Origin of the sequence: Kitasatospora sp. NPDC058492, from assembly GCF_042720685.1 — a bacterium.
GTDB lineage: Bacteria > Actinomycetota > Actinomycetes > Streptomycetales > Streptomycetaceae > Kitasatospora.
In genome coordinates this window covers 1-20,723 of record NZ_JBHXMU010000104.1, presented here as the reverse complement: position 1 = coordinate 20,723, position 20,723 = coordinate 1, and the positions used below count along the sequence as shown (strand labels likewise).

At 70.1% G+C, this 20,723-nt stretch carries 24 protein-coding genes; 12 read left to right on the top strand and 12 right to left on the bottom strand.

Translation table 11 applies throughout. From position 1 onward, the window contains the following. Nucleotides 1-89: 89 nt before the first annotated feature. Nucleotides 90-230: a hypothetical protein gene (locus ACFWPI_RS38005; protein ID WP_380379430.1), complete on the bottom strand. Its 141-nt coding sequence runs from the start codon at nucleotides 228-230 to the stop codon at nucleotides 90-92. Nucleotides 231-236: 6 nt separating this feature from the next. Here ACFWPI_RS38005 and ACFWPI_RS38000 point away from each other — a divergent pair, with 6 nt between their 5' ends. The 5 genes from ACFWPI_RS38000 (at nucleotide 237) to ACFWPI_RS37980 (ending at nucleotide 4,197) form a co-directional block, all read left to right on the top strand. Then, entirely contained in the window at nucleotides 237-692 is a 456-nt protein-coding gene (locus tag ACFWPI_RS38000) for a phosphotransferase (RefSeq protein ID WP_380379436.1), read from the top strand. After that, the gene (locus ACFWPI_RS37995; RefSeq protein WP_380379427.1) at nucleotides 689-1,165 is read left to right on the top strand and encodes an NUDIX domain-containing protein; all 477 of its coding nucleotides are present in this window, start codon (nucleotides 689-691) and stop codon (nucleotides 1,163-1,165) included. Before ACFWPI_RS38000 ends, ACFWPI_RS37995 begins: the two co-directional genes overlap by 4 nt. A 372-nt stretch (nucleotides 1,166-1,537) precedes the next feature. Next, nucleotides 1,538-2,986, top strand: a complete 1,449-nt coding sequence (locus ACFWPI_RS37990) for a hypothetical protein (protein ID WP_380379424.1) — start codon at nucleotides 1,538-1,540, stop codon at nucleotides 2,984-2,986. Then, nucleotides 2,983-3,381 (top strand): hypothetical protein, encoded by a 399-nt coding sequence (locus tag ACFWPI_RS37985; RefSeq protein ID WP_380379422.1) that lies wholly within the window; start codon nucleotides 2,983-2,985, stop codon nucleotides 3,379-3,381. The genes ACFWPI_RS37990 and ACFWPI_RS37985 overlap by 4 nt, the downstream gene beginning before the upstream one ends. 108 nt (nucleotides 3,382-3,489) lie before the next feature. Further along, a complete protein-coding gene (locus ACFWPI_RS37980) occupies nucleotides 3,490-4,197 on the top strand; it encodes an HNH endonuclease (protein WP_380379419.1) in 708 nt (235 codons plus the stop codon). A 39-nt stretch (nucleotides 4,198-4,236) separates the two neighbouring features. On the opposite strand, the gene ACFWPI_RS37975 is transcribed toward ACFWPI_RS37980, so the two are convergent. From ACFWPI_RS37975 to ACFWPI_RS37955, 5 genes are all read right to left on the bottom strand, one after another. Continuing rightward, the gene (locus ACFWPI_RS37975; RefSeq protein ID WP_380379416.1) at nucleotides 4,237-4,857 is read right to left on the bottom strand and encodes a hypothetical protein; all 621 of its coding nucleotides are present in this window, start codon (nucleotides 4,855-4,857) and stop codon (nucleotides 4,237-4,239) included. Between the two features lie 19 nt (nucleotides 4,858-4,876). After that, nucleotides 4,877-5,110, bottom strand: coding sequence for a hypothetical protein (locus ACFWPI_RS37970; protein ID WP_380379413.1), 234 nt, complete (start codon nucleotides 5,108-5,110; stop codon nucleotides 4,877-4,879). A 212-nt stretch (nucleotides 5,111-5,322) separates the two neighbouring features. Next, nucleotides 5,323-6,348 (bottom strand): hypothetical protein, encoded by a 1,026-nt coding sequence (locus ACFWPI_RS37965; protein WP_380379410.1) that lies wholly within the window; start codon nucleotides 6,346-6,348, stop codon nucleotides 5,323-5,325. Between the two features lie 147 nt (nucleotides 6,349-6,495). Continuing rightward, nucleotides 6,496-7,482, bottom strand: a complete 987-nt coding sequence (locus ACFWPI_RS37960; protein WP_380379408.1) for an ImmA/IrrE family metallo-endopeptidase — start codon at nucleotides 7,480-7,482, stop codon at nucleotides 6,496-6,498. Between the two features lie 1,089 nt (nucleotides 7,483-8,571). After that, on the bottom strand, nucleotides 8,572-9,555 hold the full coding sequence (locus tag ACFWPI_RS37955; protein ID WP_380379405.1) for a hypothetical protein: 984 nt from the start codon (nucleotides 9,553-9,555) through the stop codon (nucleotides 8,572-8,574). 183 nt (nucleotides 9,556-9,738) lie between these two features. Between ACFWPI_RS37955 and ACFWPI_RS37950 the strand changes: the two genes are divergently transcribed. Continuing rightward, the gene (locus ACFWPI_RS37950) at nucleotides 9,739-9,861 is read left to right on the top strand and encodes a hypothetical protein (protein ID WP_380379403.1); all 123 of its coding nucleotides are present in this window, start codon (nucleotides 9,739-9,741) and stop codon (nucleotides 9,859-9,861) included. Nucleotides 9,862-9,939: 78 nt separating this feature from the next. Here the strand turns inward: ACFWPI_RS37950 and ACFWPI_RS37945 are convergent, their stop codons facing one another. The 3 genes from ACFWPI_RS37945 to ACFWPI_RS37935 form a co-directional block, all read right to left on the bottom strand. Then, nucleotides 9,940-10,485, bottom strand: coding sequence for a hypothetical protein (locus ACFWPI_RS37945; protein WP_380379401.1), 546 nt, complete (start codon nucleotides 10,483-10,485; stop codon nucleotides 9,940-9,942). Between the two features lie 137 nt (nucleotides 10,486-10,622). Beyond that, nucleotides 10,623-11,114: a hypothetical protein gene (locus tag ACFWPI_RS37940; RefSeq protein ID WP_380379398.1), complete on the bottom strand. Its 492-nt coding sequence runs from the start codon at nucleotides 11,112-11,114 to the stop codon at nucleotides 10,623-10,625. Between the two features lie 42 nt (nucleotides 11,115-11,156). Beyond that, nucleotides 11,157-11,810: an ArsR/SmtB family transcription factor gene (locus ACFWPI_RS37935; protein WP_380379395.1), complete on the bottom strand. Its 654-nt coding sequence runs from the start codon at nucleotides 11,808-11,810 to the stop codon at nucleotides 11,157-11,159. Nucleotides 11,811-11,948: 138 nt separating this feature from the next. On the opposite strand from ACFWPI_RS37935, the gene ACFWPI_RS37930 reads away from it, so the two are divergent. The 5 genes from ACFWPI_RS37930 to mug all read left to right on the top strand — a co-directional run bounded on the left by ACFWPI_RS37930 (nucleotide 11,949) and on the right by mug (nucleotide 17,335). After that, nucleotides 11,949-13,325, top strand: coding sequence for an MFS transporter (locus tag ACFWPI_RS37930; protein WP_380379393.1), 1,377 nt, complete (start codon nucleotides 11,949-11,951; stop codon nucleotides 13,323-13,325). A 379-nt stretch (nucleotides 13,326-13,704) separates the two neighbouring features. After that, a complete protein-coding gene (locus ACFWPI_RS37925) occupies nucleotides 13,705-15,132 on the top strand; it encodes an APC family permease (RefSeq protein WP_380379433.1) in 1,428 nt (475 codons plus the stop codon). Next, nucleotides 15,129-15,566 (top strand): hypothetical protein, encoded by a 438-nt coding sequence (locus ACFWPI_RS37920; protein WP_063348912.1) that lies wholly within the window; start codon nucleotides 15,129-15,131, stop codon nucleotides 15,564-15,566. Before ACFWPI_RS37925 ends, ACFWPI_RS37920 begins: the two co-directional genes overlap by 4 nt. A 207-nt stretch (nucleotides 15,567-15,773) precedes the next feature. Further along, nucleotides 15,774-16,796 (top strand): phosphatase PAP2 family protein, encoded by a 1,023-nt coding sequence (locus tag ACFWPI_RS37915; RefSeq protein ID WP_380379389.1) that lies wholly within the window; start codon nucleotides 15,774-15,776, stop codon nucleotides 16,794-16,796. After that, nucleotides 16,793-17,335 carry a G/U mismatch-specific DNA glycosylase gene (gene mug, locus ACFWPI_RS37910; protein WP_380425336.1) on the top strand — a complete coding sequence of 181 codons (543 nt, stop codon included), beginning with the start codon at nucleotides 16,793-16,795 and terminating at the stop codon, nucleotides 17,333-17,335. The genes ACFWPI_RS37915 and mug overlap by 4 nt, the downstream gene beginning before the upstream one ends. A gap of 36 nt (nucleotides 17,336-17,371) precedes the next feature. On the opposite strand, the gene ACFWPI_RS37905 is transcribed toward mug, so the two are convergent. Beyond that, nucleotides 17,372-18,271, bottom strand: a complete 900-nt coding sequence (locus ACFWPI_RS37905; protein ID WP_380379384.1) for a sigma-70 family RNA polymerase sigma factor — start codon at nucleotides 18,269-18,271, stop codon at nucleotides 17,372-17,374. Between the two features lie 73 nt (nucleotides 18,272-18,344). Between ACFWPI_RS37905 and ACFWPI_RS37900 the strand changes: the two genes are divergently transcribed. Beyond that, nucleotides 18,345-19,031, top strand: coding sequence for an FMN-dependent NADH-azoreductase (locus tag ACFWPI_RS37900; RefSeq protein ID WP_380379382.1), 687 nt, complete (start codon nucleotides 18,345-18,347; stop codon nucleotides 19,029-19,031). Nucleotide 19,032: 1 nt separating this feature from the next. On the opposite strand, the gene ACFWPI_RS37895 is transcribed toward ACFWPI_RS37900, so the two are convergent. Next, nucleotides 19,033-19,989 carry a M48 family metalloprotease gene (locus ACFWPI_RS37895; RefSeq protein WP_350876994.1) on the bottom strand — a complete coding sequence of 319 codons (957 nt, stop codon included), beginning with the start codon at nucleotides 19,987-19,989 and terminating at the stop codon, nucleotides 19,033-19,035. 3 nt (nucleotides 19,990-19,992) lie between these two features. After that, nucleotides 19,993-20,418 (bottom strand): BlaI/MecI/CopY family transcriptional regulator, encoded by a 426-nt coding sequence (locus ACFWPI_RS37890; protein ID WP_063348908.1) that lies wholly within the window; start codon nucleotides 20,416-20,418, stop codon nucleotides 19,993-19,995. Between the last annotated feature and the right edge of the window lie 305 nt (nucleotides 20,419-20,723).

The following is a 20,723-nucleotide window of genomic DNA, read 5'->3' as shown; positions in this document are numbered from 1 at the left end:
ACTCAACCTGCTCAACCGTCAACCCATAGGCACACAGTCAAGACAACGAACACCTACACCCACAGTCACGCCCAGATGCGGTTGCAGTACTAACCCTGGCCGGCCTCCTCGGCCACCAGCACACCACCGCCCACACCCGAGACCTGCACGCCGCCCGTCTGGACACGCCCCACACCAGCGGCGACGTCACCCTCGCCGGCTTCGCCGACAGCCGTCGCGAACGCCTCCACCAGCTCCTGGCGACCGGCACCGTGCCGGGCTCGGCCCTGACCCGCGAGGCGATCGACGGCTGGCTGGAGCGGGCCGCCACGATGCCCGCCGCCTTCTACAAGGACGCCAACCCGCGCAACTTCCTCACCACCAACACCAGGGTCGCCGTCATCGACTTCGACTCCCTCACCCTCGCGCCCTTCGGCTACGACCTCGCCAAGATCGTCGTCACCACTGCCATGACCACCGGCCCACTGCCCGAGGCCACCATCCGCCAGGCCGTGGACACCTACAACCGTCACCCGCAGCACCGCGGCCTGCCCGGTTGCACCTGGGGCGAGTTCGCCGCGTGGTGCGAGTTCCACCACGTCCTCACCGCGCCCTACCTCGGTACCAACAACTACCGGTTCAGCTGGCACACCGTGAGGCCGACCTGGACCACCGATGCCCTCCGGCATTTCGACAAGGAGTGGACACCGTGACGCCCAACAGCGTGATGAACAGCCGGAACGCGGTCTGCGTGATCGTCCACGACAAGGACACCGACACGATCGCCGCCCTGCACTACGCCGCCCGCAACTGGTCCCCGCACCCGTCCTGGACCGTCCCCGGCGGCAAAGCCGAGCCCGGCGAACCCCTCGACGAGGCCGCAGCCCGCGAACTCAAGGAAGAGACCGGCCTGCTCGTCGACCCGGCCGACCTCGAACTCGTCCACGTCATCCACGTCGAACAGGGCTGGGACCAGGCCGGCCAGTTCGTCCTCTTCGTCTTCGCCACCGACAAGTGGACCGGCGACCTCACCAACACCGAACCCGACAAGCACCTCACCGCCCGCTGGGTTCCCTCCGGCCACCTCCCCGAACCGACCTTTCCCACGGCCACGCAAGCGCTCGCCGCTTACCGCGATGGCGGTCCCGCCTTCTCGCGCTACGGCTGGGAGGCAGCGATGCCATGACGTCAAGCCTGCAGGGCTCGTCGAGGGCTTCCTCGACGAGCCCTGCAGCGCGAGCACACACTGTTTTCTCGTTCGGCGGATACGCCCCGTTGCTGCTTGGTACGGTCATCCCGCAAGTTTTTCTGTGATCATCTGGCTTCGGGGGGTGACCGGGTGACGTTAGGGGGCTGGGCGGAAACAACCGCTTCTGCCAGGCGATTCGACGGGTCAGGGTCGGGGGAAGACAGCGACCATCTGAGCGATGGGCCAGGCGTCCCAGTTGGGTCGGCATCTACGCACACATTTGCTCCGGGGCTCTCGGAGGTGACCCGCAGGCTCTCGGCGATCGCTTATATGCGACCCGACCATCTGGCTGGTCTCTCTGCCCGCCTGGTGGCGAAGATCAGCGGAGGGCGAGGGAAGGGCTCCGGCGCAGCCTCTTCGGCTGGCGGCGAGGAGCAGGGGGAACCGAAGGTACTGGTCGGCGAGGAGTACGTCAGCTGGGTCCGTCGGCGCATTGCGAGCGGTCGCCCACTACCGTCGTTCGGTTACGACGAGTCCCTGGTACTGGGCCACTGTCTTCGCGCGCAGCGCCTCCGCTACTTGAGACGGCCCTTGATCGCGCTTCTGGCGGTCCCCGGCATCGCCGTCGGTCTGCTGCGGTTGGTGTCGCCGGAGTGGGCCATCGGACTTGCCGTCACGGGCATGTGGCTGGCCTTCTACCTGGACCGACTCGCAGCCCAGCAGTTGCTCTACCGGATGCGGCCATCGGAGTTCATGGCCGGCCGCCACTCCCGGCCTGCCGGAACGGCACACTTCCTGGAGAGGCGATTCCAGTCATGGGCTCTGCCCTACACCCGGGAGTGGCGAGGCAAGAGCGCTCCGAAGGAACACTTCATCGGGGCCGGCCGCTTGATCTGGTCCACCGCATCGATCGGCATCGATGTGGAGCCGGCTCCGAGACGTCCACCCGAGGAGCCTGAGCAGAGCGAGGAAGCATCGTCACCCCGTATCCCGGTACAGATGGAGAAACTGGCCGAATCGGGCCCACAGGACACCGCTACCTCCTTCAGGAACTTCACGGTGGAGGAGCTCTACGCCTTCGTGGCCGGTCGCCTTATCGACCCCGCTCCGTCCCACGCCCCTGGGCACCCGTTCGCCAACATCGAGGTGCTGGGCGTTGCCGCCGTCTCGGCCAACCGGTGGGGCCAGCTCGACGACCCGACCTGGCAGAGCATGGAGTCTCTCGCCGCCGGGCACCCTGACGGCGGGCCTGGACCGTATATCGCTCGCCGCTATCTGTGGGCGCGCATCGTCTCGTGGGGCGGTGAGATGGCTGCCTCGATCCTGGTCAACTTCGCCTACGAGAGTGGTTTCCTCCGGGTCACCGTCCGCCCACATCTCATGCCACCGCTCAACAGCGCACTCGCGGCGTCGGCGAGCCCACTCTCCCCGGCGTCGTGGCGCTGGCAGCGGACCGCGTGGCTCCAGGCCCTGGGTGACCTGCTGGGTGCAGCGAACCGTCTCATCTCCACACGTGTCGCGCCGCCGAAGCCTTCGCTGGATCAGGGTGGCCCTGTGAGCCTCCGTGAGACGTACTCGACTCGGTACATCGACGAGATGCACATGTACGAGGACGCCCGCCGTTACGTGCAGATGGTGCAGAGCAGGGTCTTCGACACGGTCGAGGCGTTCCTCGGAAACCATCAGATCGACACCCGGTCCTACCAAGCGCAGGCCACGGCCATCTACAACTTCGGCGTCATGGCCGGCGGCGACATCACCGGCAACATCCAGAACGCACCCGGTGCCGCCGGCACCTTCCAGAGCCAGGAGGCATGATGCCTTTCCGCCGCGAGCCCCGCCCGAACCCGTCTCCCGCCCATGGCGGCATCAGTGCCGGGGGCAACATCACGGGCAACATCCAGAATGCGCCGGGCGCACAGAACACCACGCAGAGCCAGCACGTGGCCGCCTCTGCCGATGAGGCACTCGAAGAAGCACGGCGGCACCTGCAGCAGCTGCGTGAGGCCGTCGAACAGCACTCTGTACAGCTGGCACAGCCGCAAGCTTGCCTCGAAGAGATCTCGGCCGTCGAGCAACGCCTTCACCGAGCCGGAGAGGACCCTGTCGGACTACGCGTCCTCATGAACTCGGTGTACCAGCACTGCGGTGGCGTTCCGGGCCTGGTCGCCATCGCGGCCTTGGCGCAGCAGACGATCGCCTCGCTGGCCTGAACCACAGCGGTGGGCCTGCGCCATCCCCGCGGGCGGAGCACTGGCGAGTTCACAGCCAGCGGAACGCCAAGAGGGCGTCGTGTCAGAGCAGTTGAGTAAGCTCGCCGTATGCCTGCCGGACGTCACGCTGTACCGCGCGAACTGCAGCGCGCCCTCCTGGTCGAAGCGGGGCATCGATGCGCGATTCCTACTTGTCGAGCGACCCCCGTAGAAATGGCTCACATAGTTCCATGGTCAGAGATCCGTACACACGAGTTCAGCAACATGATCATACTTTGCCCGAACTGCCATACTCGTTACGATCAAGGCCACATTGATCGGCTTGCGATGCGGCAGTACAAGGCCGGCCTTCGGGGATCCGCAGACCGAGTTCACTTACTCGACGCCTATCGTAATTTCCAAGCGGCGATTGACTGCTGGACGGAGTCCATAGCCGATCAACGCTGGGATGACGTCCGCTCCGACACACCTGCACTGCGATGCACCCTCATCACCAGGTGCGGCCACGATGGTGGACGGGCACAACGATCGCTGGACAGCCTCACCCGGGTCGCTGCCGAAGAGGCTTCGTGGGAGGCAAAGATGCTCTACGGATGGGTTAAGTCGTGGGCCGACGATGTGGCCGACGGTCTTTGGCCGAGCACCCACCCTGGCGCGACCGAACACGATCCGTACGACCGCGGCGAGATCGAGTATGCACTTCACCGCGCGATCTGCATTGAGCTCGGACTTGAGGTGGGCGCGCTTCCCCTATTCGTCGATGCGACGAATGACGGCTTATCTATCCAGATTGGAGGTACCGGAAAGATCTACTGAGCCCATTGCGACCTGGCTGCCTCGGCCCAGGCGGATGCGTTAACCCCACAGGCGCTTCCACCACGGAAGCAGATCACGCAGGTGGATACGGACGGCATCGAGGTAGGCGGTCTCGTACTGAGCGAGTTCACTGAGGTCGATGACGGTCAGCGGGATGTTCATCTGTGCATCGGCTGTGATGGCTGGTGCTTCCCAAGCTTCGTGCATGGCCGTGCCGGCAGTCCGGCGGAGGTGTTGTATGAGGTCCTTGTAGGCCTCGCCGACGGGAGGCGACTCAAGACCGGTCCAAGCAAGGTGGTAAGCGAGTTGGGCCTGGGTCTCACGGAGGATCTCCGAAAGGCGGACCCGCTCCTCTGCGGCTTGGTCGACGTGTCGACGACGGATCGCGTAGGGCATCTCCCTGTAGGCGGTGTATGCGACAAAGGCTTCTGCGAAAGCCGTTCGCAGGCGGATGCGCTCCTCTTCTCGGGAGCGGCTTCGGGCGAGCCACAGATTGATGGTTGCGGTGAGAGCGGCTGCGAGGACGACCCCGGAAACTACCGCAGATGTCAGCACCCCGCCCCCAGTCGTTGCGGGTCCGGGGGCTGGGAACGGAACAGATGGTGTCGTGGTCACCGTGATTAGGGCGGGAGAGGGCAGCGCCGGGGTTGGCGAGGTCATGCCGCCCCTCCTGGTTCGACTACACGCTGGGCTCGAGCATGCGGTGCGGGGCTTCCTGCCCCGGCCACTCACCAGTTCGACGCCACCACTCCTCTTTGAGCAAGTGCGCCGCGATCAGGCCGAGCAGGACCGCTGGTCCGTCGCGGAGCAGCCACCGCTGCTCCGCCGGGTCGTACGGGTACCAGATGCAGAGGGCGCCGTCGTTGTACCGGTGCGGCGACTCGCTCGGTCCGTCACTGTAGATGTGCGGCACTTGGGAAGGGTAGTGACCAAACGCAATGGTGATGGTCTGTCGGGGAATGTCCGGCAGGTCGAAGGGCACTGCAAGGGCGAAACCGCCACGGTACCGATGCGGGGGCTTTACGGCTCTGGTAGTCACGCCACAGGTTTCGATACCACGCTGGAAGGCGAAGCGAAGCGCCGGCCTGGTGAACCAGGCCGGCTCTTGCCACGCCGTTCGCCGGCTCACCGGCCCTCAGGTAGGACGCCGAACGAACGGACGGCGGGGATGGCTGCGGGAAGGCCACCGAGCCCAAGGGTTGCGGTGGAGAGAGGGCCTGGCCGCCGCAGCTCACTGATCTTCAGAGCGAGGCTGCTGGGAGACGGATCGTCGATGTACTTGTAGAAGGCCTTGGAGAGGGCGGAGAGTACAGCGTCGCGATCATCGTCGTGGTCGATTGCCTCCTGCAGGGCAGTAGCCGCCGTACGCAGCCTGCGAGAGGCGGTGTCGCGCGGGACAAGCAGCCGAACGTTCGGTGATACCCCCGCGGGGTCGACCGTGGCGCTGCCAGAGTCGACCCGGCGGGCCGCCTTCGCGAGGACCGTGCTCAGCGCGACAACCATGCCCATCCCGGGCTCGATGAACTCGCAGGCCCAGACAGTCAGGTTGTGGGAGGAGAAGCCGGGGACGGAGTACTGCTTGTTCCACGCCTTCAGCAGACGCACGACCCGGCGTCGGGTGCGCTGGAGGGAGGCGCCTCCCGAGGTGAACAACTTGACGTGATGCTCGGGGTCGGAGGCCTCCCATGTGTTGTTCTTGAGGTTTGGAATCCACAGCCCCGGCGCATCCTTGCGGGTCAGCGCGACGACCAGGTCCACGGTGGGGTCCTGCCCGTCCACCGACTGACCGAACGTCAGCTTTGGCCCGCGCTTGGAGGTCCCGCACCGGGCATTGGGATACACCTCGCGAACTGCGGGGCCCAACAGTCCGCAGAGCTTGGCCGAGATGTCGGCAGGGGTCTCGCCACCCCCGTCAGGCCCGAGTCCCGGGTAAACGCGGCGATCGAGGACGAGTCCGCCGTCTCCGTCGCCGACCGGGTGGATGAAGGTGTGCTGCGCCAGTGATCCACTGGCGTAGGTCCGCAAGGAGCCGGGGAACTCCTCGGCCGTGGAGCGGACCAGGGCCAGCCGCTCTCGGGCCGCCGCGAGCGGCTCGGCGTGGGCGTCGATCTGAGAGCGAATGTCGTCCAGGATGTCTTGGGTGCGTCCCATCAGTTTCTCGATTCTCACTACTGGGCGTCAGAGCCCCGGCTTCAGACCCGCCACAGCAGGCCGAACAGCCTTGTAGCTGCTCACCAACACCTGACGTCACATCGTTAGAATCGTCCGGCCAAGGTTCACCTGTTACCGGAAGAGCGGTCAAGCACAGTCGCGACAGGTGACACTGGCGCCATCGAACCGGCTCGGAGCCAGCACAAGGAAACATCGGTCGCAGGCGCGGTCCTTACCCATGCGGGCGGTGACGCAGCCACAGTGCGAGTCGGGGCATGTAGCGACGCCGCAGTGTTCGCACGGCGCGGTGCTGACCTCGAACGCCTCTCCGCAGGTCTCGCAGACCCACGATGTGCCGTACCAGGAAGCACCGGTGCCCGGCCGCGGGGCCGAGTACCTGCGCCAGGGGGCATTGTCCGGAACGAGGACCGCAACGAGGTAGTCCTCGTCGCACCAGGCAGCCTGTCCGTACAGCAACTCACTTTGCTTGCCTGAGCGATACTCCACGTACGTCCTGTCGTGCTGTGCCGTAGTCCCGGTCCGCAGCGCTCGCTCGACAAGGGGGTTGCCGGACTGATCAGTACCCCGGGCTGGGGGGATCAGACTGCGGGAGATGCTGAAGATCGTGGTGCCGTCGCCGTCGAGCAGGAGCACAGCACCACCCGCGAGATATTCCGCCGCCCGGACGCAGCACGCCTCACGCGACGCCCGCGAGTGGCGGAACATTTCGACGACATCCGTTGCGGACGGCCCCCGTAGCCGCACGTTCGCGGGGATCTCGCTGTCTGGAATCAGTACCCGAGCTGCGAACGCGTCGCATGCAGCATCCTCGAAGACTTCCGAGTCCTGCCAAGCAAACAGAGCCTGGCCGAGGCCGGGGTCGGTCTGCTGCAGGTGGTGCCCCAGTTCGTGCAGCGCAGTGAACCCGCGGCGCCGGTACGACCGGGAGGTGCCAACCACAAGCGTCGGCGGATCTGTCTGATCCATATAACTGCCGGCAACCGAGCATCGGCCTTCCCCATCCTCAGGTGCCGTCACGACCTGAAGGTCTGGCCAGGAGTTCAGCTCGGTCAGTGGATCTTCGCGCAGCGCTGCAAGAGAGCCTGGGTGGATCCTCTCGACTGCGGCGATCATGGCCCGCGCTTGCGGCGGTGCCTCCTCTACGAAGCGGCGCCGCATTACGTACCCGATCCGGCAAGGTCTTCACCGCGCAGGAACTGCCGGAGTCGACCTTCCCAGTCTGGATCTGCGCCACCAGTTTCGCGGGCAGCCAGCGCGAACGCCCCATAGCCACCCGTGAGGCGCGCATCCCCTTCACTGACGCCCAGCCGCTGGGCCCTGCTCCTCCAGGTCTGTCGCCAGCGGGGATGCTCCGCCGCTGCTACCAAAGCCGGTGGGAGGGGGCGTACCGCAGCGGCGACCGCTTCAACCGGCAGGCCTGTCACTTTTGCGACCCCCTCGGCCTGTCCCGGGGCCAGGGGTGTCGAACCCCGCAGGATCCTCATCACTTCCGGCTGAGAGAGCCCCAACGCTGTGCCCAGAGCCGGCAGGTCGGGGAGGCGGCCCTTCAGTAGCTCTCCGAGCGATACGACCTTTGCCGATCCCTCTGCCGCAGGCAGGCCAGGCGCCATCCGCAAGGCTTCGAGATCATCTTCAAGGACAGCTCGTACGTCTTCGGAAGCGTCGAAGACCGACACAGGGGCGATGCCCTGTCGGGCTCCCGCGGGTACGGAGGGTGCTCCGCCGGCGGCCGTCTCCGCAGCCCACGCCACGAGATCAGGTTCCCAAGAATCGACTACGCGGTCGAGGACACGCGTAGGAACTGGCCCAGCCAGCCCTGCCCACACCGTTGTTTCTACCTCGAACACAGTGCGGTGGCCATCGACCACGAGGCTCGCTGCATCTTCACCCGGAGGGTCGATCGTCACCGGGACAGCGTGAACCTCGCGGGTCGCGAGTTCCAGGATCAGCACGAGGAGACTGGTCTCCTCCCAGCATGCACGCCATACCTGCCCTGCCGCGAGGCAGACTTTCTCGGGACCACCGAACCTGGCACGAAGCCCTTCGTTCGACAACTGCTGTGGTGCCATGGCCACAGCGGCCAGTTCAAGGAAGCGCTGGGGTACACCTGGTCCACTCATGGAGTCCTCCCGGCTGACATGGCTGAACAGCTCCACCCATGTTTGACGTCACAACCATCGCGGTGTCCGAGGGACCACGAGGTCACTCCACGTCGTGACTTTCGGTGCACAGCCTGATCACCTCCAGTCCCACACCGTGAACGTCATGCTCTCCAACCAGCTGCCTGAGCTTCTCCCGAAGGCGCTTCACCTTTAGGGATGCCTGACTCCTGCCACATCCCAACAGCTCCTGGACCCTAGCCTGCTGGTCGGCAATGGGTACAAGGAGGCGCTCCTCCGGTGACAACGTCCCCACGATTTCCACTGCGGTGACGGCGGTGTCGAGTTCTGCTTCGGCAGCAACCACTACCTCTTCAGGCGTTGGGGCTCCGTCTCGGTGAATCCCCTCGAACTCGTCCCCCGTGGTCACGATCACCGGGTCGAGCACGGTCGGGAACCGTGCAGCGAAGACCGCGACCAACTGAGCGATCTCCATCGATCCAGCAGCCGCGCTAAGGACAGCAGTGACCAAGGCGACGAGCGACGTCTTGTCGGCGATTGGTGCCCGACGCGTTGTGCTGGACCACTTCGGTATCTTCACTGTCTGGACCGCATGAGAGGCAGTTGTCAGGTCACCGGTGGCGCCTGACCATGGATTCCATCCGCTTCCCGCCAGCCTCCATCGCTTGGCTCCGGACTCGCCTTCGGAAACCTGCTCGAAGTTTGGCTCGGAGGACAGCACTGCCTCCAATCGGCGGCGCAATGCGCCCAGGCCCGTCTGGCGGGCCCTGTCGATCAACCAGTTCCGAATCGACCTGCGCAGGATCCGACCCATCGAAGCATCGTCGGTTGCGCGGCTCAGCAGGTCGGCATTGAGGGCCTTGACCCGGTCCGCAAGGAAGTCGCCGAGCAAGTCCTCCCAGTCGGCAACCTGCCACCCCGATGCAGGAGCCAGTACGGGGAATCGTCGGGCTTCCTCCCGCACCAGCCTGTAGACCAGCTCCAGCCCTCCATACCCCAGATGGCCAAGATGATGAAGCTCTTCGAACTCGGAGATGGCTGGCCTCCCTCCACGGCTGACGGACACGGTACGCCCGGCGGCAATCCTTTGTCCCGATCTTGGCCATCCAGGTAGGGATCGGTTACTGGAGGCCTCGACAACAGCGTTGGCACCCTGCTCGGGCTGGACGACTGAACGCCACAGCCCGAGCGCTATCTCTCACCTTCCAGCCCTGCGAAGTGCTGCGAAACGAGGGCACATCCAGGGCACATGCGGGCGGAAACGGCGCTGACCAGTGAAAACTCCCGACAAGAGTTTTCCCAGGTCAGTGCCATGCTCGGCAGAAAACAGCAGGTCAGCGCGACGCTCGTGCAGTACGTGAACTACCTCTGACCCCTGGAGGGTTGTGCGGAAGGGCCCCGCCCCCGGGAGTTTGAGCTCCCGGGGGCGGGGCCTTTCGCGTGGATGGGGTCAGCCGGCGGCGGGGTGGGGGTGGGTGGCCGTGGCGAGGGCTTGGGCCTGGGCGCGCAGGGTGGCGAGCTGGTCCAGCAGGGCGGCCGGGCCGGAGGTCTTGGCCCGGGTCGGGGCGGTCGCCGTCGGGGCGGCCGGGAGCTGGGTGATCAGGCTCTGCAGGGTGGCCTGAAGGGTGGCGACGAGCTGCTGGACGGCTGCGGGGTCGGGGGTGGTGGACGTGGTCTCCGCGAGCAGGCCGGCGATCTGGTTGATGACGTCGCCGAGAGCCCCGAGGGCCGCGCTCGGGTCCGGGGTCGCGGGCAGGGCGGGGACGGCGGGCACCGGAACGGCCGGCAGGGTCAGGTCGGCGGGCAGGGCCAGGTCCGCCGGCAGGAGCGGGGCGGAGACCGCCACGTCGGCGGGCGCCGGGATGGCGGCGGGGTTCGGGGCGGAGGCGACGGTGGTGCGCGGGGCCGTGGCTTCGTGGCCGGCGGCGGACGCCGTGGTGACCACGGTCAGCGCGAGGGCCGCGATCAGCGCGGCGACCATCCGGGTGGCACGCATGGGTACTGCTTCCTCTCAAGTGCGAGTCAGGCGGGATCGCCTGCTCCACACGGTGGGGCAGCATTCCTGACGCAGCCACCGCAGTTACGCCGAACGGCGCGCGGCAGCTGGCCGACGATGAGCCACCCGACGACAGGTCAGTCGGCGGCCGCCCAGCCGCTGGTGCCGCGGTGGGCGGACAGGCCGACGGACGCGAACTCGTCCACCCGGCCGGCCTCGGTGCGGGCGCCGATCCGCCGCAGGGCGCGGGAGATCGGGGAGCCCTCGGGCGGGAAGGGTTCGAACTCGCCCTTGGTGAGCGGGCCGAGGACGATCCGGCCGTTCTCCCAGACGGCGGCGCGCTGGGTGCCGCTGCCGCCGAAGTACTCGGCCTCGACGCAGGCGATCGGGCCCGCCTTGGACCAGGCGGCCAGCCGGAGTTCGAAGCCGCCCGGGTGCCAGCCGAAGCCGGCCGCCTCGGCGGGCTTCGTCGAGCCGCCGTCGGTCTGGAGGGCGGAGAGTACCGCGGGGGTGACCGGTATCAGGGCCAGCCCCTGCGCCAGCGGCACCACCCGGGCCGCCGAGGTTTCTGCCGCGGCCACCGCCAGCAGCTCGAATGTTCCTATCAGGGCCTGGAGTTCATAGGACATGCCGGTCATCGTGTCCCACCGCACCGACAGTCGGCGCGGAGTTTATGATTCCGTGCCCGGCTGGAGTCCGTAGAGCAGGGTGAAGACCGTCACGTCCACCGCGTCCTCGGCCGTGCTGGGCGCTTCCGCGTTCAGTTCGTCGATGACTGCGGCGAGTTGGGTCCGCAGCCGGATCAGCCGGTCCGGGCTGAGCCGCAGCGTCGAGTGCACGAACAGGCCGGGCGGCCCGACCGATCCGTCCCGGGGCGAGCTGAAGTCCAGCCGCCCGCCGAGGACCTGGGCCCGGAAGTCGCCGCGGACCCGGTCGATGGCGGCCAGGATGGCGTCGTACGCCTCGGAGCGGCCCGGGGAGTCGGCGGTGAACATCTCCGGGGCGAGCCGGATCGACTCCTGCGCGGCGGCGTAGCGGCTTTCGACGATGCCGGAGACCAGCCGGGTGCCGGCCACGATGACCAGCCCGGCCTTCTCCAGCTGCTTGATGTGCCGGTAGAGCTTGGTCTGCGGTTCGCCGAGCGCGGCGGCGATCTCCTTGGCGGTGAGCGGGCGTTCCTCGCCGGATTTCAGGGCGCCGAGGATGGCCAGCCGCAACGGGTCGGCCAGTGCCTTGAGCACGGCGACGTCGGCCACCTGGCGTTCCTTGACCCAGGTGGTGGGTTGCTCGCCGCCGTCGGCGGGTTCCAGATCGTGCTCGGCCACGGGCACCACCTTGGCAGATCGGCCGCGCCGCACGCAATCACGCTCTGGTGAGCGCTCACCCTTGCGCAACCAATCATGCTTCCGACATCATTCACGTCAACGTGAATGATGTCGGAAGCGCGAACGGCGGGGTGGGTCATGGCGGGGAACAGAACGGCGGCTGACGAGTCAAAGACGGCGGAGGAGGCGCTAGCGAAGGCCGAGGCGGCCCCGTCGCCCGTCCCGCTGCGACGGAACCTGCGCTTCCAGGCGCTCTGGGCCGGCCAGGCCGCCGCGACGCTCGGCATGCGGATCGGCGACACCGCCTTCCCGCTGCTGGTCCTCGCGCTCACCGGTTCCTCCACCGCCGCCGGGGCCTTCGGGGCCGTACAGATGGTCACGACCCTGCTGCTGGGCGTCCACGGCGGTGTGGTCGCCGACCGCCTCGACCGCCGCCGGGTGCTGATCGCCTCCGACGCCGCCCGGCTGCTCGTCACGGCGACCGTCCCGGTGGCCATGGCCTTCGACCGGCTGACCCTGGCCCACCTGCTGCTCGTCGCCGCCGCCGTCGGGGCGACCATCGCGTACAGCGGCCCGATCCGGCTGCTGGCGCTGCGCTCGGTGGTGGCGCCGGAGCAGCTGCCGCAGGCGCTCGCCCAGGACGAGGCCCGGATGACCGGGGCCGCGCTGGCCGGTCCGCCGCTGGCCGGCTTCCTGTACGGGCTCGGCAGCGCGGTGCCGTTCCTCGGCACCGCGCTCGCCTCCCTGCTCGCGCTGGTGGCCGCGCTCGTGGTGCGCTTCCCCGGCCGCCCCGCCCCCGCACAACCGAGCGGCGAAGCCGACGCGCAGCCGAGCGGCGAAGCCACCGCACAGCCGAACCGCGAACCGGGCGGCACGGAGCCGGCCCCCGAGTCCGGCGGCGCCCTGGCCGGGTTCCGCCTGCTCGCCGCCTCCCCGCTGCTGCGCTCCGCCCTGGCCGTCCTGCTGGTGGTCAACCTCGCCGGGACGGCCCTGATGCTGCCGGTGATGGTGCTGCTGCGGGACGGCGGCACGGGCAGCGCCGGGATCGGCCTGGCGCTGGCCGGCGAGGCGGTCGGGGCGCTGGCCGGAACGGTCCTGGTGTCCCGGCTGCACCGGCTGGCCGGGCCGGGCGTCCTGCTGCTGCTGGTGGCCTGGACCGCCGTGCCGGTGACGCTGGCGCCGCTGCTGCCGGGCGGGGTGGTCACCGTGTTCGCCGCGCTGTTCGTGGTGGGGATCGGCGTTCCGGCCCTGCGGGTGATGCTGGACCTGCTGGTGTTCCGGCAGGTGCCGGACGAGCTCCGCGGCCGGGTGATCGCGGCGACCATGACGCTGCTGACCGCGGGCATGCCGGCCGGGACGCTCGGCAGCGGCCTGCTGCTGGACCACCTCTCCCCCGCCGTCGCGCTGACCGCGATCAGCGTCCTGCTCGCGGCCGCCCTGCTGCCCGCGACCGTGAGCCGTACGCTGCGTCGCGCCGCCTGGCCGGCCCCGCAGGATCCGGCGGCCCGCCCCTGACAGTCGCTCACCCGTGCGGGTGCACGCCGCATGCGGCGTCCTCGGCAACCGGGTGAACTGGCCGGGTACGGCCCGCCCCGGGGCCCTTCCCGGGCGGCGTCCGCGCCCGGGGCGCCTCCCGCCCGGACGTCGCGCAGCCGACCGGGGCCGTACCGGAGGAGGACAGATGGGTTCCACGGACGCGCCCTCGCCCGGCCGGGGCGGCCCCGGCGAGGCCGCTGCCCCCGACGGTTCCAGCAGGTCCGGCGACCCGAGCGACCCTGGTGAGCAGGGAGACCCCGGCGGCCAGGGAGGCCCTGGTGACCGGGGGAGCCCCGGCGCCCCGACCACCCGCGGGCGGACCGGCTCGGTGGCCGCCCGGGTGGTCACCGCCCCCCGGATGTCCTGGCTGACGCTCGCCCTGATGACCACGAGTTCGGTGGCCAGCCTGCGCTCCGCCCCGACCATGGCCGTCTACGGCCTGGCCTGCGTCTTCCTCTACCTCGTCCCGGCGCTGGTGTTCCTGCTGCCGACCGCGCTGGTCTCCGCCGAGCTGGCGTCCGGCTGGGAGGGCGGCGTCTACCGCTGGGTCTCGGAGGGCCTGTCGAAGCCGCTGGGCTTCCTCGCCGTCTGGTGCCAGTTCGCGATGACGATCTTCTACTACCCGTCGCTGCTGGCGTACGTGGCGTCGACGATCGCGTACGTGGTGAACCCGAGGCTGGCCAGCAACGGCCCCTACACCGCCGTGGTGATCATGGTGCTGTACTGGACCGGCGTCTGGGTCTCCTCGCGCGGGACGAAGGCCGTGGCCGGCCTGTCCTCGATGGGCCTGGTGATCGGCACGCTGATCCCCGGCACGCTGCTGGTGGTGCTCGGCTTCGTCTTCCTCGGCCAGGGCAACGGCTCCGCCGCGCCGATGGACTCCGCGCACCTGCTGCCGCAGTGGACCGGCCTGGCCAGCCTGGTGCTGATCGTCAACAACTTCCTCAGCTACTCCGGCATGGAGATGAACGCGGTGCACGTCTCCTCGCTGCGCGATCCGGCGCGGGAGTTCCCCCGCTCGATGTTCACCGCGTCCGCGATGGTGCTGCTGATCTTCATCCTGCCGGCACTGGCGATCAGCTGGGTGGTGCCGTCCAGCGAGCTGAGCCTGACGGCCGGCGTGATGCAGGCCTTCGACGCCTTCTTCCAGTACTTCGACATCGGCTGGCTCACCCCGGTGATCGCGGTGGCGCTGATCTCGGCCTCGCTCGGCGGCATGCTGACCTGGCTGGCCGGACCGTCCAAGGGCCTGTTGATGATCTCCCGGCAGGAGGGCTACCTGCCGCCGTTCCTGCAGAAGCTGAACCGGGAGGGCGTCCAGCAGAACCTGCTGGTCGCCCAGGGCGTGGTCACCACGGCGATCGCCCTGCTGTACGCGCTGATCCCGAACGTCTCCAGTGCGTACTGGATCTTCTCGGTGATCACCACGCAGGTGTACCTGATCGTCTACCTGCTGATGTTCACCGCCGCGATCCGGCTGCGCCGCACCCGGCCGGACCACCCGCGCGGCTACCGGGCCCCGGCGCTGGTGCCGATCTGCGTGGTCGGGCTGCTCGCCTCGGCGTGCGCGATGGCGATCGGCTTCGTACCGTCCTCGCAGTTCGGCAGCGGCAGCGTCTGGACGTACATCGGGATCGTCGGCGGCGGTCTGCTGGTCCTCGGCCTGCTGGTCCCGTACCTGTTCCTGCGGCTGCGCAAGCCCGGCTGGCGCTCCCCGGAGGCGGCGGCGGAGCTGGCCGCGCAGGAGTCGGCCGAGCTGCGCGGCGCCGCGGGCGGTGCGGCATGACCACGAGCCTGATGGCCTCCCGGCACCGCTGGATCTACCTCGGGGCGATCGGGCTGCTGGTCGCGATGCTGATCACCGGCCTGCTCTCGTTCACCCGGCTGCACGCCACCGACCAGGCCGACCGCAAGGCCGGGCAGCTCGCCCGGGCGCTGGGTTCGGCCGGCTATCCGGTGCCCGCGCGGGACCAGATCGTGCACACCCTGGGCGAGGACGGCGGCGCCGTCTGCGCGAACCCGTCGAACGCGCTGACCCAGGCGCAGTGGACGTCCGGCATGTCCAACGGCGCCGACGGGCCGGGCCAACGGCCGGTGCTGTCCGACCGCGACGCGGTGCGGGCCGAGGCGATCGTGCTCTCGGTGTACTGCCCGGGCAGGCTCGCCGAGATCCAGGACAAGATCGACGACCTCAACTTGCAGGACACCGTCCGCAAGTAGCCCGCCCGGCTTTCGAGGAGGACCCGACCGTGCCTCGACCCTTCACCACCGAGGACTACACCCCGCACGAGCTGGGCTTCGTCTCATGACGGGGCCGTCACCCCGCTGCTCCGCCGTCAGAACGGCAGCCCGGCTGTGCGATTTTCTTACGAGGCAGTCATGGTTCACCCAGCGTCCTCCAAGTTTGCGTTGGTAGTTTCGGTGAGCATGACCAAGCTGCTCAGCCCGGCCCCGCCCACCCCGGCGCGGGCCAGGCGACTGCGACCCCTGACCGCCCGCCCCCGTCGTACCGGCCTGTCGAGACTCCGGCTGCTGGCCTGGCCGGTCTACCTGACCGCGCTCTTCTGGTTCCTGCGCACCCAGGGCATGGCCTTCGCCAACGACGTGGTGTTCCTGTGGCTGATCGGTGCCCTGCTGACGGCGGCCGTGCACAGCGGGCACGGCCGCCGCGGCTTCCTGCTGGTGCTGCGCGACTGGGTGCCGGTGATGGCCGCGGTCTGGACGTACTCGCTGCTGCGCGGCTACGGCGCGCACACCCCGTGGGCCCCGCACTGGCTGCCGCAACTGCGCGCCGACGAGGTGCTCGGCTTCGGCGAGACCTGGACCGTCCGGCTCCAGCACGCGCTGTGGACGCCCGGCTCGCCGCACTGGTACGACTACGCGGCGACCGTCGTCTACCTCTCGCACTTCTTCCTGGTCTTCGTCCTGCTCGCGGTGCTCTGGCGGCGCCGGCACGACCGGTTCCGCCAACTGCTCGCCTGCTACCTGCTGCTCACCTTCGCCGGCTTCGCCACGTACCTGCTCTACCCGGCCGACCCGCCGTGGCTGGTCGCCCAGGAGGGCCACCTGCCGGGGCTCACCCGGGTCGTGTGGGACGTGATCTCCACCAGCGGGCTGCCGCAGGCCAACTCGCTGGTCGAGAACGGCAGCCAGTTCGCCAACGACGTCGCCGCGATGCCCTCGCTGCACTCCGCCTACCCGGCGATGCTGCTGTTCTTCTTCTGGCCGACGGCCCGCCCCTGGCTGCGGGCACTGCTGGTCGCGTATCCGCTCGCGATGGCGTTCACCCTGGTGTACGGCGCCGAGCACTTCATCGTGGACATCTTCGCGGGCTGGGCGTACGCGGCGGCGGTGGTGTTGGGCCTGCGCCGGCTGCGGAACCGGCGTACCCGGCTCATCAGGGAGCGGGCAGACTTGGCCGGGTGCCGAACCAGCCCCTCCCTCCCGTGAAGCCCACCGCCGAACAGCTCCAGGCGGCCAAGGACACCACCATCCCGGACGTCACCGGGCCCGGACTGCGGGTGCTGTTCTGCGGCATCAACCCGGGCCTGTGGTCCGGCGCCACCGGGCACCACTTCGCCCGCCCCGGCAACCGCTTCTGGCCCGCCCTGCACCGCTCCGGCTTCACCGCGCGCCAGTTCCGCCCGGACGAACAGGGCGAACTGCCCGCGCTCGGCCTGGGCATCACCAACGTCGCCCCGCGCACCACCGCCAAGGCCGACGAACTGACCGCCGAGGAACTGCGCGAGGGCGGCGCCGCGCTCACCGAGCGCGTGCTGCGGCTGCGCCCGCGCGTCCTGGCCGTGCTCGGCATCGGCGCCTACCGGACGGCCTTCGGGCAGCGGCGGGCCGCGATCGGCCTCCAGCCGGAGGGCATCGGCGACACCGCGGTGTGGGTGCTGCCCAACCCGAGCGGGCTCAACGCGCACTACACGCTGGACGCGCTGGCCTCCGAGTTCCGCCGGCTCCGGGAGGAGCTGGACGGCTGAGGGCTGAGCTGCCGGAGTGGCCGGGGCACGACCCGGTCACTCCGGCAGCACGGCCAGCTCCAGCGCGGCCAGCCGGGCCGGGTCGGCGACCACCTCGTAGCCGGCCACCAGGCCGTCCGCCACCGCCACCCGCAGCACCAGCCGCAACCGCCCGCCCGGGGCGATCACGATCCCCGGCACCCCGTCCACCAGCGCCACCGCGCCGAACCGGGCCCGCCGGCCGAACACCGTCGTCTCCCGGGCCACCGTCTCCGCGCCCCGGGCCACCAGGGAACGCCCGGCCGGCAGCGCGGCCGGATCGGCCCGACGCACCACGTCCGGCGCCAGCACCGCCAGCAGCGCGGCCAGGTCCCCGCCCCGGGCGGCGGACAGGAACGCCTCCACCACCCGCCGGTGCCCGGCGAGCCGCTCCGGCGGCAGCGCGGCCGCCCCGCGCACCCGCTGCCGGGCCCGGCTGGCCAGCTTCTTGGCGGCCACCGGGCTCCGGCCGACGATCGGCGCGATCTGCTCGAACGGCACCGCGAAGCCGTCGTGCAGCACGAAGGCGACCCGCTCGGCCGGCCCCAGCCGATCCAGCACGACCAGCAGCGCCCGGCCCACCGAGTCGACCAGCAGCGCCTCCCGCTCCGGATCCGCTCCCTCGGCCCCCGCGCCGGCCGCCGGATCCGGCAGGCCGTCCGGCAGCGCGTCGCCGGCCGCCTGCTCACGGCGCACCGCGCGGGCCCGCAGCACGTCCAGGCAGATCCGCGACACCACCGTGGTCAGCCAGCCCGGCAGGTTGTCCACCTCGTCCGGGCCGGCCCGGTCCAGCCGCAGCCACGCCTCCTGGACGGCCTCCTCCGCCTCGCCCGTCGACCCGAGCATCCGCTGGGCGACCGCCCGCAGCCGCCCCCGCTCGGCCTCGAACCGCGCCGCCAGCACCTCGTCCCGGTCCATCGGTCACCTTTCCTCGGCCCCGCCCGTCACACCGATGACGATCCACCCAGCACCGAAGTGACGGGAGAACGCTGTGACCACCACCACCCTGCTGCACCTGGACTCCAGCATCAGCCTCGGCGACTCGGTCAGCCGCGCGCTGACCGCCCGGTTCGCCGACGCCTGGCGCGCCCGGCACGGCTCCGCCGGCCGGTACGTCTACCGGGACCTCGCCGCCGAGCCGGTCGCCGCGATCGGCACCGGGTACGCCATGCTCGGCCGCCGCGTCGAACGCAAAGGGACCATCCCGGCCTCCGACGTCGCCGCCCTCGCCGAAGGCCCGGACGAGGAACACGAGTGGTCCCTCACCCACCCGCTGGTCGACCGGCTGCTCGCCGCCGACACCGTGCTGCTCGGCGTGCCGATGTACAACCTCACCGTCCCGGCCGTGTTCAAGGCCTGGATCGACCGGATCAGCTTCCCCGGCGTCTACACCGACCCGGCCACCGGCGAGAGCCTGCTGCGCCGCACCCGGGTCGTCGTCGCGGCCGCCCGCGGCGGCGGCTACGGCCCCGGCACCCCGCGCGAGGCCTTCGACTTCCAGACCCCGTACCTGCGGGCCTACTTCGCCAGGCTCGGCGTCCCGGCCGAGCACCTGCACATCGTCCCGGCCGAACTCACCCGCGCCGACGACATCCCCGCCCTGGCCGGGCTGCAGCCGCTCGCCGCGAAGTCCCTGGCCGACGCCGAGGCCGCCCTGGACGCGCTCGCCACCGCCTGATCTACAGCGGGGTGACGGCCTTCAGCACCACCAGCAGGGCCACGGCGGCGTTGAGCGCGCACAGCGCCGACGCCGCCGTACCGGCCGCGGCGACCATCGCGGCCAGGCCCGCCCGGGTCTTCGCCGGGGGCCAGTTGCGGGACGTCGGCACCGGGCCGAGCAGTGCGGCGACCCGGCGCGGCACCGGGCCGGGCGCGGGCGCCGGGGCGGCGAAGGCCGCGAAGCCGGGCGCCGGCGCCGCGTGCGACACCAGGGCCGCCCGGGCCACCGCCCGCGCGGTGATCCGGCGGTCCCCCACCTCCTGGGCCGACTCCTCGTCCGCCCAGCGCTCCGCGCTGAACGCCACCGCGTACTGCAGCGGCCGCAGGAACGGGTTGACGCAGGCGGCCAGCTGGGTGGTCAGCAGGTACCGGTGGTGGCGGTGGCGCAGGTGCGCCCGCTCGTGCGCGAGCAGCGCCTCCCGCTCGTCCTCGGGCAGCCCGGCCAGCATCCCGGTGGAGACCACCACCCGCCCCGGCGAACCGGGCAGCGCGTACGCGTACGGGCTGCGGTCCGGCAGCACCGCGAGGTCGCCGGCCGACTCCGGCCCCGCCGGCAGCCCGGTCAGCGCCCGCCGGGCCCGGGAGCGCACCCGCAGGTGCCGGCCGACCGTCCGGGCACAGGCCGCGGCCACCAGGACCAGCAGCCACATCGCGGCCGTCCCGAACGTCTCGTGGTACGGCAGCGCGGCCCGCACCTCCGGGTCGGACCAGCTGTCCGGCAGCGGGTTGCCGGGGATCTGCGCGGTGCCCACCACGCCGATCAGGCCGAGGCAGAGCACACTGCACACCGCCATCACCGCGCTGATCACGGTCATCAACCGGGCCGCACCGCGCGGGTGCAGGTGCTGCTCGGTGAGACGCGCGATCGGCACCGCGGTCAGCGGCAGGATGAGCGGGAGGAAGACGAAGAAGCCCACGGGTCAGCTCTCACGGTCGGCCGCTGCCGGATCGACGGACGCGGCGTCCAGCAGCGCCCGCAGCAGGTCCTCGTCGTGCGGGAGCAGCGCGCTCACGAAGCTGGCCAGGACGGCGTCCCGGTCCGCTTCTCCGTCGAGCATCCGGCGCATCCGCAGGGCCGCCAGCCCGGCCGCGTCGGAGGAGGCCTGCCACAGGTAGGAGCGGCCCGAACGGGACCGCGAGACGGCGCTCTTGGCGTGCAGCCGGGACAGGATGGTCATCACGGTGGTGTACGCCAGGTCGCCCTCCAGGCGCTCCTGGACCCACCCCGCGGTGGCCGGGCCGGGCGCCTGTTGGAGCACAGCGAGCACCTGTGCCTCCAACTCGCCCTGGCCGCGCCGTCTGACGGGCGCTTCCGCGGCCGCCGAGGCGTGCCTCTCGTCTGCCATGACGGCCCACTCCCTCCGGATGCCGCGCCCCGTAGCCGGCGGGGCACGCGTTCATCCTAACGAGCGCGGGCCCGGCGCGAACCGGTTCGCGCCGGGCTTCCCGCCTCCACCGCCCTCGACGCGTCGCCCGAACGGCCCCGGCCCGGTTGCCCGGCGCCCCGGCCCGGCGGACGGTCGAAGTCCGTACGGTCCGCCCGTAGGCCTGTTCGGCCCCTGGAGTCTCAATGATGAAGTCAAGATGCCTGCGCGACCGGTGGGGCGGAGGTGAAGATCCGGTTGTCGCGCAGGAGCGCCCACAGCACGTT